The 16,281-nt window shown below is 67.6% G+C and carries 18 protein-coding genes; 5 read left to right on the forward strand and 13 right to left on the reverse strand.

Going from position 1 to position 16,281, the window contains the following annotated elements; all coding sequences use genetic code 11:
• Positions 1 to 8: 8 nt before the first annotated feature.
• The 8 genes from D1369_RS15200 to D1369_RS15220 form a co-directional block, all read right to left on the reverse strand.
• Positions 9 to 1,082 (reverse strand): ThiF family adenylyltransferase, encoded by a 1,074-nt coding sequence (locus tag D1369_RS15200; protein ID WP_007384255.1) that lies wholly within the window; start codon positions 1,080 to 1,082, stop codon positions 9 to 11.
• Positions 1,083 to 1,139: 57 nt separating this feature from the next.
• Positions 1,140 to 1,280: a hypothetical protein gene (locus tag D1369_RS42920; protein ID WP_158680158.1), complete on the reverse strand. Its 141-nt coding sequence runs from the start codon at positions 1,278 to 1,280 to the stop codon at positions 1,140 to 1,142.
• 533 nt (positions 1,281 to 1,813) lie between these two features.
• On the reverse strand, positions 1,814 to 3,715 hold the full coding sequence (locus tag D1369_RS15210) for an ABC transporter ATP-binding protein (protein WP_106433628.1): 1,902 nt from the start codon (positions 3,713 to 3,715) through the stop codon (positions 1,814 to 1,816).
• Between the two features lie 4 nt (positions 3,716 to 3,719).
• Positions 3,720 to 4,301, reverse strand: a complete 582-nt coding sequence (locus D1369_RS42925) for a hypothetical protein (protein WP_158680157.1) — start codon at positions 4,299 to 4,301, stop codon at positions 3,720 to 3,722.
• Positions 4,302 to 4,316: 15 nt separating this feature from the next.
• A complete protein-coding gene (locus D1369_RS42930; RefSeq protein WP_158680156.1) occupies positions 4,317 to 4,835 on the reverse strand; it encodes a MauE/DoxX family redox-associated membrane protein in 519 nt (172 codons plus the stop codon).
• A 75-nt stretch (positions 4,836 to 4,910) separates the two neighbouring features.
• Positions 4,911 to 5,084, reverse strand: coding sequence for a hypothetical protein (locus D1369_RS42935; RefSeq protein ID WP_158680155.1), 174 nt, complete (start codon positions 5,082 to 5,084; stop codon positions 4,911 to 4,913).
• A 331-nt stretch (positions 5,085 to 5,415) separates the two neighbouring features.
• Complete coding sequence (locus D1369_RS15215; protein ID WP_007384251.1) at positions 5,416 to 6,354, reverse strand: hypothetical protein; 939 nt, start codon at positions 6,352 to 6,354, stop codon at positions 5,416 to 5,418.
• On the reverse strand, positions 6,351 to 6,971 hold the full coding sequence (locus D1369_RS15220) for an RNA polymerase sigma factor (RefSeq protein WP_007384250.1): 621 nt from the start codon (positions 6,969 to 6,971) through the stop codon (positions 6,351 to 6,353). Before D1369_RS15220 ends, D1369_RS15215 begins: the two co-directional genes overlap by 4 nt.
• A gap of 290 nt (positions 6,972 to 7,261) precedes the next feature.
• Between D1369_RS15220 and D1369_RS15225 the strand changes: the two genes are divergently transcribed.
• Positions 7,262 to 9,469 carry an N-acetylmuramoyl-L-alanine amidase gene (locus tag D1369_RS15225; protein ID WP_007384249.1) on the forward strand — a complete coding sequence of 736 codons (2,208 nt, stop codon included), beginning with the start codon at positions 7,262 to 7,264 and terminating at the stop codon, positions 9,467 to 9,469.
• 92 nt (positions 9,470 to 9,561) lie between these two features.
• Here D1369_RS15225 and D1369_RS15230 read toward each other — a convergent pair whose 3' ends face one another.
• Positions 9,562 to 9,954 carry a hypothetical protein gene (locus D1369_RS15230; protein ID WP_205574473.1) on the reverse strand — a complete coding sequence of 131 codons (393 nt, stop codon included), beginning with the start codon at positions 9,952 to 9,954 and terminating at the stop codon, positions 9,562 to 9,564.
• Positions 9,955 to 10,178: 224 nt separating this feature from the next.
• On the opposite strand from D1369_RS15230, the gene D1369_RS15235 reads away from it, so the two are divergent.
• On the forward strand, positions 10,179 to 10,640 hold the full coding sequence (locus D1369_RS15235; RefSeq protein WP_037901229.1) for a hypothetical protein: 462 nt from the start codon (positions 10,179 to 10,181) through the stop codon (positions 10,638 to 10,640).
• 43 nt (positions 10,641 to 10,683) lie between these two features.
• Here the strand turns inward: D1369_RS15235 and D1369_RS15240 are convergent, their stop codons facing one another.
• The 4 genes from D1369_RS15240 to D1369_RS15255 all read right to left on the reverse strand — a co-directional run bounded on the left by D1369_RS15240 (position 10,684) and on the right by D1369_RS15255 (position 14,520).
• Positions 10,684 to 11,277 carry a hypothetical protein gene (locus D1369_RS15240; protein ID WP_118082486.1) on the reverse strand — a complete coding sequence of 198 codons (594 nt, stop codon included), beginning with the start codon at positions 11,275 to 11,277 and terminating at the stop codon, positions 10,684 to 10,686.
• A 76-nt stretch (positions 11,278 to 11,353) separates the two neighbouring features.
• Positions 11,354 to 11,893 (reverse strand): hypothetical protein, encoded by a 540-nt coding sequence (locus D1369_RS15245; RefSeq protein WP_007384245.1) that lies wholly within the window; start codon positions 11,891 to 11,893, stop codon positions 11,354 to 11,356.
• 86 nt (positions 11,894 to 11,979) lie between these two features.
• Positions 11,980 to 12,744: a DUF4328 domain-containing protein gene (locus D1369_RS15250; RefSeq protein ID WP_007384244.1), complete on the reverse strand. Its 765-nt coding sequence runs from the start codon at positions 12,742 to 12,744 to the stop codon at positions 11,980 to 11,982.
• Positions 12,745 to 12,867: 123 nt separating this feature from the next.
• The gene (locus D1369_RS15255; RefSeq protein ID WP_050789746.1) at positions 12,868 to 14,520 is read right to left on the reverse strand and encodes a glycoside hydrolase family 20 protein; all 1,653 of its coding nucleotides are present in this window, start codon (positions 14,518 to 14,520) and stop codon (positions 12,868 to 12,870) included.
• 155 nt (positions 14,521 to 14,675) lie between these two features.
• On the opposite strand from D1369_RS15255, the gene D1369_RS15260 reads away from it, so the two are divergent.
• From D1369_RS15260 to D1369_RS15270, 3 genes are all read left to right on the forward strand, one after another.
• Positions 14,676 to 15,206 carry a 2-oxo-4-hydroxy-4-carboxy-5-ureidoimidazoline decarboxylase gene (locus D1369_RS15260; protein WP_007384242.1) on the forward strand — a complete coding sequence of 177 codons (531 nt, stop codon included), beginning with the start codon at positions 14,676 to 14,678 and terminating at the stop codon, positions 15,204 to 15,206.
• Positions 15,207 to 15,396: 190 nt separating this feature from the next.
• Positions 15,397 to 15,777, forward strand: coding sequence for a succinate dehydrogenase, cytochrome b556 subunit (gene sdhC, locus D1369_RS15265; RefSeq protein WP_007384241.1), 381 nt, complete (start codon positions 15,397 to 15,399; stop codon positions 15,775 to 15,777).
• Positions 15,778 to 15,782: 5 nt separating this feature from the next.
• Positions 15,783 to 16,265: a succinate dehydrogenase hydrophobic membrane anchor subunit gene (locus tag D1369_RS15270; RefSeq protein ID WP_007384240.1), complete on the forward strand. Its 483-nt coding sequence runs from the start codon at positions 15,783 to 15,785 to the stop codon at positions 16,263 to 16,265.
• Positions 16,266 to 16,281: the final 16 nt, after the last annotated feature.

The following is a 16,281-nucleotide window of genomic DNA, read 5'->3' on the forward strand; positions in this document are numbered from 1 at the left end:
ACGCCCCGTCATGGATTGCACAGTGCGCAGTCCGGACGGGCCGGGTGCCGTACGTTGACGACGTGGTCGGGAGCGATGAGGTTGAGCCCGCGCACATATCCGGGGGCAACCCTGCTGGTGCCGGTCAGCAGTGATACGACTTCGTGGGCGATCAGTTGGCCGGAGATCCCAGCGGAAGGAGCCAGTACTCCTGCTCCCCCCATGTTCGGGAGCCAGCCAGGTTTGAGTTTCGCCTCCTCTCCGGCACCGACGCACTCGAAGCAGGGACCCGCAGGTCCATAGACACCGACCGTAACCAGGGGTCCGTTGTATCCGGCGACCACCCAGGGAACACCCAACGCCGCACACACCCGGCTCGTCATTTTTGCGATGAGGTCGTTCCGGGGTTCGTCCGCACATAGCGCGAAGACGTCGCAACCCGCCACCAGCTCCCTGAGTCCCTCTTCCGTGTCCACCTTCCGGATGTCATACGTGAAGGTTCCCGTCGAGTTGATCTCGGCGAGGCGCTCAACGGCCTTCTGCGCTTTGGGCTGGTTCAGGTCAGCTTCGCTGTACAGGGCCTGTCGGGTCAGGTTGGACACTTCGACGCGGTCCGGATCGACGAGATGGAGAGTGCCCACCCCGACGGCGGCCAGGGCCCACGCGGCATGACTTCCAGTGCCACCGACTCCCAGCATCACGACCCGGGATTGCTTCAGCCGCTTCTGCGTCTCCCAGGGATCACTACCCGAGCGCAGGTCGATCCGTCGAAAGTAAGCATGATTGCGACTGTATCTCTCGATCTCAGATTCCGTGAAACCTTCGGGAGGGGTTGTGGCTGCGTCTTCCAAATACCCTGAATTGAGAAGATCCTTGACCAGCCTGCCAGCACCTTCCAAGCCCAACGACGGGTGTTGCGCGGCCAATTCTTCCTCAATGAACTCGAGGGTGTTCGCGCCGTCCATAAGGCTCAATGCCGACCAGACCCAGCCGCAGGGATCACTAATCTCCGCCGCGACTCCGTAGAGCTCACCCCCGATGCGGATCGTTCCGTCATCGAACCGGTGGGGCGTGTGCTCCGGCTTTACTGTTGGGCGTCTCACGGCCACCACTCCTTGACAGCCCTGCCGACGGAAAGAATTCCGTCGGCAGGGCTCAGATTACCTGACAATTGACTTGCTCTCGATCGTCTCGATCTTGTCGAGCAAACGGATCTCGATAAACTCGGGCTGGGTAACCTCCGCGGTCTCGGCGAGCGACACGCTCTCCTTGTTCTGCGCGCTCTGAGCACTTTCCTGCATTTTTCTCTCCTCTTCTCCTTGGTGTACATCTCCTCCGCCGGCGCGGAAGTCCAGAAGTGGCTCACGCCGTTCGGCACGTCACAATCGACGCCACACCGTGCCGAGCACCCTGTTCACAGGGAAAGGGCCCATCTGACGCGAGTCGAAACTGACGGAAGCGTTGTCTCCCAGCAGAAACAGATGCCCCGAGGGGATGCGATCCGCCGCGCCCGTCTCCACGGTCCAGGGGTCACCCGGGCCAGCGGCGACCCGCTTGACAAGCCATCGGCGCGCTGTGACCGCCCCGCGCGGACTGCCCAATCCGGGTGGAGGCAGCTCCCAGCTTCTTCGTTCCGTGCTCGGGAGTTCCACCACAACCACACCGCCGCGCTTGGGCACAATTCCGCGCCTTACCAGTACGCGATCGTTCGGGCGGTAAGTCGGCAGCATGCTGTGTCCTACGACGGTGACTACCACAAGATGTCTGCGCAGAATCAGTGCCGTCAGAACGGCGAGACTGATACACGCGGCTGCCACGACAAGGCTTCCCCAGATCACTGTGATGCCTTCACTGTTAGCTTGGACACCGAGTCTTCGGTGTATCCGGCAGCTTGGACAGCAAAGAGTCGAGAGTATACACCGCTGCCCGCCATCAGGGTGAGATGGTCACCCTGCTCCACAATGCACCCGTCGGACAGCACGGCGATCTGATCAGCCTCACGGACAGAACCGAGCCGGTGCGATATGAGGAGGCTTGTACGACCTTGGCGAAAATCTCGCAATTGAGAGTGCAGTTCATGTTCAGCCTCTGCGTCCAGCCCTGCCGCAGGTTCATCGAGAATCAGAAAGTCCCGTCGGTCTCGCACCAAGGCGCGAGCCAGAGCCAGCCGTTGCATCTGGCCACCGGACAGGAGAACACCGGAAGTGGTGTCGTCGTTGTCGGAACCTGCGAAAAACGTGCGCGTAACCAGCGTGTCATAGCCGAGCGGGAAGGCCGCGATAGCCTGATGCACCCCCGCCTTGCGTGCCGCTTCGATCACCCTGGTGGGTTCTTCCATTGCACCGAGGTCCCCGAGGACTATGTTTTCCCGGGCAGTCAGATCGTAGTGCATGAAGTCCTGGAATACTGCACTCATTCTTTGACGCAACTCTTCGGGTGCAAAATTCCGGATGTCGACGCCGTCCCAAAGAATCGCACCGCGAGTCGGATCATAGAAGCGGCACAAAAGTTTTATCAGGGTCGATTTCCCTGCGCCGTTCAGGCCGACCAGCGCCAAGCTACGGCCTTGAGGAATTACGAGAGTGACGCCTTTGAGAACCCACGGTTGATCGTCGCTGTAGCGGAACCAGACGTCGCGGAGCTCCAGCGCGTTCGCCAGACGGGGTACCGGCAGTGGCTCAGGTGCACGCTCCAGGTCCGGCTCGGCGGAACTCACTTCCTGGTAGTGCCTGAACATGACCAAGGCTTGATGTGCTTTTGCGATGCTTCCAGCGAGCTGCGCAACCGACGTCTGCACACCTGCTACGGCCGCCACGAAAATCGCAACGTCTCCCATGGTCAGTACGCCGGACATCGCTGCATGGATAGCCCAGATCAGTCCGAAGCCGGCGGCGAGTGCACCGAGGAAAGCCAGCACTGATTGGACGAGAAGCTCGTGGCGGTCAACTGACCGCTTGGCATCGTCAGCCGCTCGGCGCTCATGCTGCATACGGCCCAAGAGAAAGGAACCGGTTCCGAACAGACGTATCTCTTTGGCGGCATCTACGTTGGAGAGCATCTGATCGAAGAAGATCTCGCGCCTCTCCCTCGGAGTGATACGCCAAAGCATGTTTGCTCGACGACGAGAAAGCGCGATTTCCGCAACCAGCACAGGCAGCGCGAAAGCGACAATAAACGCAGACATCAGTGGTGCCAGGACGAAGAGCGAACCCAGGAATCCAGTGATGGTGATGCCCGACCGGACCGCCCCCAGTGAGCCTTGCAGAATCGCTCCCGGGGCGCTTCTGCCTGATTGCTTGGCCAGGCGAAGCTTGTCCAAGAAGGAGGGATTCTCGAATGGCCCCAAGCCGACAAATAGAGCCAAGGAGGAGAAGAGTCTGCCTTGAGCGAGTGTTCCAGTGGCACGTTCCAACTCAGCCCGAAGGTACTCGAGGATATGAGGAATGACCGCCTGGACGACTCCGGCAAGCGCGAGACCGACAGCCAGTGTGACCAGAGTCTGGACGGACGCCCCACGACTGAGGTCATCAAATATGATCTTACTGAGCCAACCAACAGCGACTGGAATAGCGCCGCTGGCGAGATCCAGCACGATATACGTGATCAACTTGTAGCCGGCGGATTCGAAGCCAAGGGACAGGGCGCCTCGAAGTGGGTTCAGGTCAAGGAAAGGCCATCCGCCTCGACCGAAACGAGATGCGCCTTCACCGGATTCCTCTGAATCTTTTGTGATCATCACGCTAGCCGACCGTCGAAGCCGGAGACAGAGAGGCCCCGTCGGACTGAGCCAGTCGCGTTGAACTCTGCGTAGAGGTCCTGATCGCACCATGCTCGTCCACCACAAGGTAGGTGGGGAAGACCGAGACTCCCAGCTCTTTCATGAGGTCCCGAACAGACTCCTGCGCATCCACAGGAATCACATGGGAAAGTGCATCGAGTTCGTCGCGATAGTAGGCAACACCGTCTGTTTCGCCGACAACGAGGGAGAACGTACGTTCCCTGCCCAACGGAACGCCACTCAGGAATTTCTTATATTCCGGCATCTGCTGCTGACAACCGCTGCATCCGACCATTTGAAAGGCAAGGATCCAAGGTCCCGAACCCACGGCAGGGAAGGAAACCTCATTGCCATCAGTGTCGACCATCGAGGACGGAACGGGAACTGTGGTTCCTACGCTCGGCGCACCACCCCTGCGTGGACCCAGTGAACCTTCTTCCGTCAAAGGATCAAGGATCTTTTTTACCCTCAATGCGACGGCCACAGCGAGGCCACAGGCGGCAGACGCCATGAGAAGAGCCAGTACAGAGAGTGCGTTACCCATTGATAGCCCCATTTGTCAGTCGGTAGCTGCGGGACGGAGAAGCGCAGCCAACTCTCCCAGGTGAAGCACGGCGATAGCCACGGCAGTTGCCGGCGCTGCCAATACGGCATAGTCGGACAGGGACGGACCAGCCGAATCAGCAGTCGCCCACCAGGTGACGCCACAAGCAACCAAGAGGATCAAATTTCGTACCAGATGAGCACCAGAGACCGCAGTGCCATCAGTTCCCACACATCCACACGACGTTCCCGGCCTGATCCGCATGACAGCAAACAGGTACACAGTGAAGGAAGTCAGGAGGAAGGCGGCGCCGGCCAAACCGATGATCCTCAACGGATACACCATCAAACATAGGCTGGCGCCCAACTCCGTTGCGATTACCGAAGCCGCCAACGGGCTTGCAAAGAAACCAATGCCCGGGATAGTGGTCGTCACATGCCGGCGAAAGTCTGCGAAGTTCACAATTTTTGGGGTTGCTGACCATGCGAACGTCGCAAGCAAGCACAACCGCCCGAAGACATCTACCGCGTTCATTCATCCCCGAATCGAATCCACGCGTGGGCAGGGTGACCGCCGTGCTCATCCGCTACGGCGGCCACCCTGCAATGACTACGAGGCAGAGCAAGCGATGGTGTGGCAGTCCTCCAGCGTGCAGCAGTGGCTAACCGCACCGGAGCCGTTGTACTCGGTCCAGCATTCCTTGGCACATCCGGCCGCCGCGCTTGTCTTGGGCAGCAGCTTCTCGGCCATGCGTCCAACGACACCACTCAGCATCTTGGTCATGAGTTCTCCTCACTAGTTCTTCCGTCGGAAAACTCCAAAGCTTTCCGACCTCGACCATCAGCATCTCCAAGAGGGCTTTCCCCGATCTTTCAGCCATCTTTCAGTCGCCGTATCGAAATGCTCGTGGCTCATCGGAGGGGGTGGCCAGATCGACCGGAAGAACCTCGTCACGGTCGGGATGCGGTCGTCCGGCCACCGGGGTCGGTAGCCGGGACGGATCTCAGCCTGCCGGAAATGTCGCTGAAGGCCGAGCCAAGCGCCAGGACAGAGGTATTTCAGGTCTCGCCGGGGCAGGAGCATCGGCCCCGGCCGTTGCCTCGGCCGCGCCGGGTCACTGCTTGTCGGACTTGTTCCCGTCCGCGTTCTGCCCGCCACTCGCCTTGTCCTTCTGCTTCCCCGATTTCGCGCCGCCCGCGTCACCGGCGTTCCCCGTGTCGCCGGCGTTGCCCGCGTTCCCCGTGTCGCCGGCGTTGCCTCCGCCATTCGCGTTCGCCGCGCCCTTGGCCCCGTCCGCGCCCTTGGCGTCGGCCGCGCCCTTGGCGTCGGCCGCGTCCTTGGCGTCGGCCGCGTCCGTCAGCGCGGCGCAATAAGCGCTCACGTTCGCCTCGCCGCCGGCCGCCGCCGCGAGCCGCTGGAACGCCGTGGAGTCCAGCGCCTTGCCACGGCCCCGCAGCTTCTCGTACGCACGACAGTGGGCCAGGGTGTCCTTCGCGGTGGGCGGACGGTCCAAGGGAGCGGACGCGGAGGGGCGGGTGCCGCCGCGCGACGGGGCCGAGGTGCTCACCGGGACGCTCGGGCGGGCGTCCGGTTCCCCTGCCGCGCCCCGGTCATGACCGCCGCCCGCCGAACCGATCGCCGCGTACGCGACCCCGCCGAGAGTGAGGCTCGCCAGGAGCACGGAGAGCGTCGCCCTCAACGAACGCGCCCTGCTCCACCGCGTGCGGGGCCGCCAGTCGTCCCGGCGCCGCGTCCGCGCCCGGTGCGCTCCGGCGTCCCGCGCCGCCCGAAAGGCCGCCACGGCCCGCCGCTCCCCCTCGTCCTCGCACTTCTCGTCAAGGATGGCCGCGGCGAGCAGCGCTTCCAGGGGGCTGTCCTCGGACCGGGACTCCCCGTCGTACGACTGCTCCCGGCCGGACACCGAGCCGTCGCCCCGCGCCCGCCCCCGCACGGCCTTCGCCGGGCGCGCATGCCGGCGGCCGGGGGCATCGCCGCTCCGCTCGTCACCCATGCCGTGTCCGTTCCTGTCCGACGTGGCGTCCTGACCTGTCATGTCGACTCCCCCAGCGTCCGGGAGCCGTCATCCGTCACACTCTCGACGCCGAGCTGCTGCGCCAGCCGCTTCAGACCCCGGTACGCGGCCGTGCGCACCGCACCGGGCCGCTTGCCGAGGACGCGTGCCGCGGCGGGACCGTCCAGTCCCACCACCACCCGTAGCAGCACCGCCTCGGCCTGGTCCCGAGGCAACCCCCGGACCAGTTCCAGGGCGTACTCGGTGGAGAGCGACTCCAGCGCCTGGTCGTGGGTGCTGTACGGCCCTGCCAGGTCCAGCATGTCCTGCTCCAGCGCCGCCGCCGACCGGGGCCGCACCTTCTGCCGGCGCAGATGGTCCAGGGCCCGGTGCCGGGCAATGGTCGCGGTCCAGCCCCGGAAGCCCGCCCCGTCCCCCCGGAACCGGCCCAGGTCCCGGGCGATCTCCAGCCAGGCGTCCGACGCCACGTCCTCCGCGTCCTCCCCGACCAGCCCGCGCAGATACCCGAGCAGTCCGGGCTGTACCAACCGGTAGGCCACCGCGAAGGCGGTCTCGTCGCCCTCCTGGGCCCGCGCGACGGCCGCGCCCAGTTCCCCGTCGTACGCCTGCGCGCGGCGGGGTTCCCCTCCCTGGCCCAAGAACTTTCCCGTCCGTACCGGTTTGTGGCTATTCCGTACCGTCCGGCACGGTCGCCCTTGCCCATGTCCCCCACGGTCAACAGCGTCGGACCGGACAGAAATGTCACAGCAGGTCGGACATCCCGGGCACCTCGCGAGGCACACGTGTGACACCTGGCGGTCTCCGCACGCTGTACAGATGCCACCTGTGTGACAGGTGGTGTTTCTGTGACCGAATTCGGGGTCTGTTGACCACATTCAGGGGTGGGGTAGTGAGTCGTCGTAAAAGCCGTGCGTACAGACCGCTGAGCATGAAGCGGCGGGCGTGGCTGACGCTCGGTGCGGTGGTTCTGGGAGGCGGCGGCATCGCGACCTACGCGGTCGCCAGTCCGTCGGCCGACGCCGCGGGGGACGTGCGGCCCAAGCGGCCGGTGAAGGTCTACGACCTGGCGCTGAAGGGCACCGGGGCCGGCAAGCGGGAGCTGCCGCGCACCGAGACCAAGCAGTTCTCGCTGCTCGGTGTCTCGTGGACGGGGGTGACCAAGCCGCTGGAGGGCAAGGCGCAGGTCCGCACCCGCAGCAGTGAGACGGGCGAGTGGAGCGCCTGGCAGGACCTGGAGACGCACATCGACCCGCCGGAGGACCCCGACGAACGCGGCGGCGCGCGCGGCGCGTCCGAACCGCTGTGGGTCGGCCCGTCGGACGGCGTACAGGTGCAGGTCGTCCATGAGGACGGCAGCACGAGTGCCGGACTGCCCAAGGGACTTGAGGTCAACCTCGTCGACCCGGGCATCGCGACCGCCGCCGAGCAGCGCGACACGGGCGACGACACGGACCCGGCGGCGTTCGCCGAGGACGTGACACCGACCCCGAGCCCGACCGTGAGCGACAGCGCGTCCCCGAGCCCGACCGGCACGGCCACGTCCACCGCGTCCCCGACGCCCACGCCCACGCCCACGCCGACTCCGACCGCCACCACCCCGACCGCGCCCGCCTCGACGGTCCCCGAGCCCACGATCGTGCCCCGGTCCGGCTGGGGCGCCGACGAGTCGCTCAGCCCCGACCCGTCGGAGTACAACGCCGATGTGAAGGCCGTGTTCGTGCACCACACGGCGGGATCCAACGACTACTCGTGCGACGAGTCGCCGTCGATCATCCGGGGCGTCTACGCGTACCACACGCAGACCGAGAAGTGGAACGACATCGGCTACAACTTCCTCGTCGACAAGTGCGGCACGATCTTCGAGGGCCGCAAGGGCGGGGTGGACCTGCCGGTCCTCGGCGCGCACACCTACGGCTGGAACCGTGAGTCCGCCGGCATCGCGGTCCTCGGCGACTACACCGACGCGGGCGCCTCGAACGCCGCCCTCGCCTCGGTCGCCCGCATCGCGGCCTGGAAGCTCGGCCAGTACGGCGTCGACCCCGACTCGACGGTCCAGCTGAAGGCGGGCGCGACCCAGAAGAACCTCGCCGGTACGAGCTTCACCGCGGGCAGCGCCTACACCTTCGACCGGATCTCCGGCCACCGCGACGGCTACGCCACCGAGTGCCCGGGTACCTCCCTCTACGCCCAGCTGCCCACCATCCGCGCCTGGGCCGCCGGCCCGGTTCAGGGCCTGAAGCTCACCTCGCTGACCGGCGCGACCCTGTCCGGCTCGACGTACTGGACGAAGGGCGCGATCACGGCGAAGTGGTCGGCCACCACGCCGAGTTCGCTGATCTCCAGCTTCGAGCTGCTGGTCGACGGCAAGGTCGTCGCCTCCGTCGCCGGTACGGCCACCTCGGCGAGCACCACCCTGGCCGCGGGCACCCACAAGGTCGCCGTACGAGCGGTGCACCTGTCCGGCAGGACCACTCCCGCGACCACCGCGCTGACCGTCGCCACCGACACCACCGCGCCGGCCTTCTCCACCACGCCGAAAATCACCCTGCGCACCGGCACGGTCAACACCACCGCCGTCCCGGTCACCCTCGACTGGAAGGCCACCGACTCCCAGGCGCTGAAGTCGGTGAGCCTGCTCTCCCCGACGACGGCCACCTTCGGCCCGACCACCACCAGCTCCAGCCGTACCGCCAAGTCCGGCACCGCGAGCACCTGGTCGATGAAGGCGTACGACGTCGCGGGCAACACCCGCACCTCGTCGCCCTCCTACACGCCGATGATCCTCCAGGAGACCTCGGCCACGAAGTCCGGAAGCTGGACGAGCCGTTCCTCGGCGAGCTACCTCGGCGGGAAGTCGTACTCCAGCGGCTCCAAAGGCGCGAGCCTGACCTGGACGTTCACCGGCCGGTCCGCTTCCTGGGTGGTCTCGCGGGCGTCCACCTCCGGGCAGGCGTACGTGTACGTGGACGGCGCCAAGGTCGCGACGGTCGACCTGAAGTCCTCGACCACGAAGTACCGCGACGCGATCTGGACCAAGTCCTGGTCGAGCAGCGCCAAGCACACCGTGAAGATCGTGGTGGTCGGCACCAGCGGCCGTCCGACGGTCACGACGGACGGCCTGGTGTACATCAAGTAGGGCCTCAGCCCCGCGTGTCCACCGACTCGGGCGTCCGCTCCCCGGCACCTTGGGGAGTGGGCGCCCGTGCCGCGTTCACGACGCCTCCGCGGTCAGCGCCGCCCGGCACCCGTCGCATCGCGGCACAGCAGCCGCAGCGAGCCGTCCCCGGCGAAGCAGCGGCGGGCCTCGTCCACCGGGTCCCACAGCCGTCCGTCGGGCGTACGCACCCAGTGCTCACCGCCACTTGTCCACCACTCGGCACCGGTCTGGTGGACGACGACCTCACCGGCGTAGGCACCGAGCCCGCGCAACACGGTCTCCACGGCGGCGTACGGCGCCCCCTCCCGCCGTATCTCCTCGATCAGCCGGTCGACGCGCCACAGGCTCTGCGCCGAGTAGTCGAGCCGGACGCGGGCGCCCTCGCGCAGGGCCGACACGGCGTCGGCGGCCCAGCGCACGGGTTTGGCCGCGGCGGCGGGGCGGCTGGTCTGGCGGGTGGTCACATCGGCCGTCGTAGGGGCAGTTGCTTGAGCCGTCACATCAGTCGTCACACGGGTGAAAGCGTTCGGGCGGGGTGTTTCGTCACCGGGATCGGGGGGTCTCGGCGGGACCGGTGCAGGACCGACGCACCTTCGCCGTATCCCTCCCCGGACGGTCACAGGACCCTTTCGGTAGCGAGGTTGACGCTGGTGTGACGATTCGCTCCTCCCCTGCGCTCCTCTCTCTGATGAGCGACTACTTCCATCTCCGCGCGGTGCCGCCCTCGGCCCTGCGCAACAGCGCGAACTGGCTGCAACGGCTGTTCGAGGACGACTGGGACGCCGTACGCGAACGCATCGGACGACACCGGGAGGAGGTGCTGGACAGGTCCTACCTGGACCACGAACTCCTCTACTCCGGCGCCGAGGTGGTCCTCGGCGGCCTGCCGGTCTACCCGGGCGACCACGACAGACCGCCCTTCCTGCTCCTGACCGCGGCCCGGGCGAACCGCGTCTCGGCGTACCTGGGTTCGGCCGACTTCGAGGCCCTGTGGCGGGTCGCCCGCGAGGAACTGCTGCCGAGACACGGCGGGGCGGGGGCGGAACGGGAGGCGCGGGGGGTGTTCGCGGCGGCGCACCGGGATCTGACGGCGTTCTACGGACAGACGGCGCAGTACGGGGACGCGGTGGTCAAGTGGCTCATCCAGTGAGCCACCGCTCCATCGAGCCACTCCGCCACTGAGCCGCCGGCCCTCACCCCCGGCGCCGGCTCCTGCGCGACACCACCGCGCGCAACACCCGGCGGCCCTCCGTCGAGACCTCCAGGGCCGGACGCAGTCCTGCCGGGCCGTGTCCTGCGAGGAGTTCCAGGACGGTGATCTGGCGGCGCAGTTCGGCGGCGACGAGCGGGGACATGCCCTCCGTACGGCCCTCGCGGCGGGCGTCGACCGAGTCGCCCGCGTCCTTCAGGGGGTCGAGCAGCCGGTGGATCCGCAGCGCGGCGACCGAACAGGCGTCGGCCCACGCCCGTACGCCCGCGGCGGACCGGTCGACCGGCGCGGCGGCGAGCATCCGGCGGGCCAGCAGCACGGCCTCGTCCTCAGCGGAGCCCTGGCCCGGCTCCCCGTCGTCCGTGCCGAACCCCCCGTCCCCGCCCAGCTTTCCCCGCACCTGCTCCAGCCGTTCACCCCACTCCGCGGCCCCGGCGTCGTCCGCGAGCCCCGCCCACAACGGCCGTAGGATCTCGTCGTCGCCGCCGAGCAGCGGTATGCAGCGATCCAAACAAGCCAACCCGCTGGCGGCCAGTCCGCGTTCGTCGGCCTGGCCGATCAGCTCCACCAGACTCATCCACGCCCCCCTCGCCGAGCGGCACTCCCTGACGGAACCCGCACTTCCCCTTACTGCGCGCGATGGCCCGGGAGTGTCACAGGGGCACCACACCGAGCCGGTCGAGCATATGGAAGAAGAGGTTTTCGGCCTGGGGGTCCCCCCGCTCGAGCGAAGTCGAGAGTGGGGGAAGATCGGGCTCCGCGTTCAGTACGTCGAGCAGCGGCTCCTCCGCCACCTCGTGTCCGGCCTCCGCGGCCCAGGCCACGGCCCGCGCCGCCGCGTCCCGGGGTTCGAGGAAGTAGTCCTCCAGGGTCAGCCCCTCCTCACCGCCCCCGAGGTACCCGGCCATGGCGGCCCGGGCCAGACAGGTCGTCCAGGCCCCGCTCTCCGGTCCCGCCGCCTCCAGCACCACCGAGGCGCTGTCCATGACGTATCCGAAGAGCGCCGGCGAACCGGTCTCCAGAGCCAGGGCGTTCATGTTCCCCACATCGCCCTCGGCGCTCGCGTACTCCCAGACCTGCCATCCGCCGGGCGCCGACTCCCGCAGGACCATGCCCTCGGCTCCGGCCAGCGCGTCCAGCTCGGCGAGCGGCCGCTCCCCGCGGCCCACGACGAAGTAACCCCAGTAGCCCATCCCGGTTCCCCCCGGCTGCTCGGTGCGGTTCGGGCCCGAATACACCACATTCGTACCGCAGTTCGCAGTAGGACGGACCAAATCCGTCACACGGCGACGGGCACCGCGGGTCCCCTGCGGGCCTTCTCGTCCTGCATCCGGGTCAGCCGCAGCACGACGGCGGCGGCGCACAGGGCGGCGACGAGGTCGACGCCGTCCGCGAACATCATCTGGCCCATCGTGTCGTGGATCTCCTGGGACGTGTCGGCCTCCCCGGCCACGCCGCCCAGGAACCGCCCGGCGACGTTCGTCAGGAGCCACGACGCCCACCAGACGTTGATCAGCGCATGCCCCTTGGGCTGTCCCTCCGGGCTGCTCGCGTCCCAGACGTCCAGCACGACCCGGCGCGGGTACCAGAGGCTCACGAACGGCACGACCCAGCCGGCGATCACCCAGCCGCGGGACTTGCTGTGCCCGCCCGGGGCGAACACCTCGGCGTTGACCCGCACCCGCCAGAGCCAGATCACGAAGACGACGGCACAGACCAGCAGTGCGGCGGCCTGCGCGGAGGTGGCCACGGCGGTGAGGGTGTCCGCCAGGTCGGCCCGGTCCAGTACGGAGTCCCAGGAGGGGTCGCCGGCGAGGTCGCCCGTGACGTCGTACATGTAGACGTCCGCCCCGAGGGCGAAGACATCGACGGCCGCGGCCAGCGCGAGCAGTGTCGCGGTGGCCCGCCCGAGCCCGACCGGCGAGCGCAGCCAGGCCTTCGGAGCGCCGGCCGGCGGGGCCTGGAACCCGGACGAGGCGGTGCACTGGGTGCACAGGACACCGTCCGGTGCCGCTTCGAAGTGGTGGCAGCGCGTGCAGAGCATGGTGAGGTCCCCCCGAGGTGCGAATGATCAGCGGACCGCGCCGGTTCTCCCCAGAGCTTCACGCGCGGCACGCGGAACATATGGTTCGGCGGCCCCTCGCGTCCACAGGGAATCGCCGGTTCCTCAGCCCAGCCGGTCCGCGAGCGCCTTGAACCGCGTCCAGGTCAGGGCGGGCTTCCCCGGGTCCCACAGCTTCTGCACGGTCGCCCGCAGCGGCATCCGGATGCCCGCGGCGACCTGGTCCTGCGTCTGCGCGTTCGGGAAGTCGCACCACACCGCGAAATACCCGCCGAGGATCTGGCCGTCGTACTTCGCGGGAACGGCTGTCGTGCCGCGGACGACTCGCGGCGTCCACTGCTCGTAGATCCGCTGTCCGGTCGGATAGTAGAACTGGTTGGGCTGCCCGAGGACGTAGTAGAGGAACTTGTCGTTGTAGTTGATCAGCTTGCGCCCCGTGCTCAGGTACTCCACCGGCTGCCGGGCGCCGATCTCCTTCCCGGTCCAGTACCCGACCTGGATGTCCTTGTCCGGCTGGACGGACGTACCCCGGAAGAAGCCGTCGTTCCACGCGCGCGGGGTCTTGCCGTGCTTGCGGACGGTGGCGGCGCGGTCGTTGAGCCAGCCGGTGGTCAGGTCCTCGACGGTGGCGCCGGCGCCGTAGGCCTTCCTGGCGGCGGTGGCGAGCTGCGGGTAGGTCCCCGCCGGGTCGGAGACCATCAGCGCGCGGTACTCGTCGCCGCCGAGGTGCCACCAGGCTCCGGGAAAGAGCCCGGCGTACTCGTTCAGCAGATCGTCGACGATCTTGGCGGAGGCGGGATTGGAGATGTCGACGGTCCCCTGCGGGGTGCTCCCCGCCGCGCTGCGCAACTGCAGCTCGGGATGCGCGGCGATGACCGCGCCCAGATGCCCGGGCGAGTCGATCTCCGGTACGACGGTGATGTGCCGCTGGGCCGCGAGGGCGACGATCCTCCTCACCTGCGCCTTGGTCAGGTGCTGCTTCGACACGATCTCCGGGTGCGAGTCGGACTCGATCCGGAACGCCTGGTCGTCGGAGAAGTGCAGCTGGAGTTCGTTGAACTTCAGGTCGCCCAGTTCCCGGACCCGGTCCTCGATCCAGCGGGCCGTGAAGTTCTTGCGCGCGATGTCCAGCGAGAACCCGCGCACCGGCTTGGCGGGCTCGTCGCGCACGACGCCCTCCGCCGCCGTACCGCCGCCGCGCACCTCCTGCTTGAGCGTGCGGGTGCCGTAGAACACGCCCCGGTCGTCCGACCCGCTGATGGCGACCCGCCCGCCGCGCACGGTCATGCGGTACGACTCCGGGTCCGCGCCTTCGTCGTCGTTGAGCGTGAGGCGCACGTCCCCGGCGCGTACGTCGTCCTTCTGCCCGGCGTACGTCAGCCCCAGCTCACCGGCGAGAAGGCGCCCCTCGTCGGCGAGGTCGGCATCGTTGACGACCACGCGCCGGCCGGAGGCGGGACGCCAGCCCGGGCCGCGCGCCGGGGTGTGGGCGCGGACGGCGGGGATGGTGCGGGGAGTGGTGGACAGGGGGTAGGACCGGGTGGGACTGGGGGCCGCGCTCGGGGCTTTCGGCGGGACCGGGGAGTCCTCCGATCTGCCGCCCGCGGGTGACTGGGCCTGGGACTGAGCCGATCCGGCCGGGCCGCTGTCGCCGCCCGCCCACAGCCCGAGGCCCACCCCGGCGGCGACGGTCACGGCGACCGCCCCCACGATCAGCCCCTGTGTTTGCTTCTCCGGTCGCTTCCTGTGCTGGCTCACATCGTCAACCTAGGGCCTGGAGAGCGGGAGCCGTGTCCACCACACGTTCCGAAACTCTCCCGTGCGGGTGAAATTCGGGCATCCGTCGGACAGGTCATGTCCACTCTCGATAACGTGATGTCACACCGCTCACAGCTTCCTCTGCCGAAACACACGTGACGCCCACACATTCTCCCGGCCGACTGGCCATACCGTCCCTGCCCACCGTCCTGGACGCCTTCAACAGCGCTCCCGCCGACGAGGCACGGCCCCTGCTCCTGGAGTGTCTGCGCAGCCTGCGCTGGGCCGAGCGGGTCGTGGCCCACCGCCCCTACCCGACCGTGGACGCACTGCTCGCGGCCGCGGACGAGGCGGCGTACGACCTGACCGTGTCGGACCTCTCCGAGGCCCTGGCCGCCGAGACCCTGCCGGCACTGCCGGAGGGGGTCTACTCGGCAGCCCACATGGCCATGGACGCGGCCCACGCGGCCTACGAGTCCCGCTTCGGCCACGCCTTCGTCATCTGCCTGGACGGATTGCCCCCGAACGAGGCCCTGGACCACGTCCTGGCGGGCATCCGGTCACGATTGACAAACGATCCGGAGGAAGAACGCGTGGTGGCGGCAGAGGAACTCCGCCGTCTGGCGAGAGGCCGTCTGGTGGCCTCCCTCAAGGGCACGGGCGCGACCGGTCGCCACGGCGCATAACAGGAGAGACCACCCCATTAGCCGCCGAGTTCCCCCATCTGCGTGCCACTTTGATCACACAGGTAGGCCCGGGCTAAGCCCAGCGGCGGCACATCGCTACGATGCTGGGGGCCGGTGGACCGTACCCGGCCGGGCCCGACCGACAGCACAAGCCGGCAGGCCCCAATACCCCGCTCCCGGAGGGACTTCCGTGCCGGCTGGAACGCTGTACCGCGGCCGGGAAGGAATGTGGTCCTGGGTGGCTCATCGAGTCACCGGCGTCCTCATCTTCTTCTTCCTGTTCGTTCACGTGCTGGACACCGCTCTCGTCCGTGTCTCACCCGAGGACTACGACAAGGTCGTAGCCACGTACAAGACCCCGCTCGTCGCGTGTCTGGAGTACGGCCTCGTGGCCGCCATCCTCTTCCACGCGCTCAACGGCCTGCGCGTCATCGCCGTCGACTTCTGGTCGAAGGGCCCGCGCTACCAGAAGCAGATGCTCTGGTCCGTGGTCGGCCTGTGGGTCGTGCTCATGATCGGGGCGATCTACCCCGTCCTCGGCCACGCCGCTCGTGAACTGTTCGGGAGCTGATACCGATGGCGACCACTGAAACCACCGCTTCCGGCATCGGCCCCGTGGAAGGCGACTCCGGCTACGGCGTCGACAACCCGGCGCCCCTGATCGAGGCCCCGCGCAAGCGCACCAAGAAGACCCCTCGCTCGACCCGCGGCAACTTCGAGATGGCCGCGTGGCTGTTCATGCGCCTGTCGGGTGTCGTGCTGGTCGTCCTGGTCATCGGGCACCTGCTGATCCAGCTGGTGCTGGACGGCGGCGTCTCCAAGGTCGGCTTCGCCTTCGTGGCCGGCCGCTGGGCGTCCCCGTTCTGGCAGGTCTGGGACCTGTTGATGCTGTGGCTCGCGATGCTGCACGGCGCCAACGGCCTGCGCACGATCATCAACGACTACGCGGAGCGCCCGAACACCCGGCTGTGGCTCAAGGGCCTGCTCTACACCGCCACGGTGTTCACCATCCTGCTGGGCACGCTGGTGATCTTCACCTTCGACCCGAACATCCGCTAGGCACGGGGCTGCGAGA

Source organism: Streptomyces sp. CC0208, from assembly GCF_003443735.1.
GTDB classification, from domain to species: Bacteria; Actinomycetota; Actinomycetes; order Streptomycetales; family Streptomycetaceae; genus Streptomyces; species Streptomyces sviceus.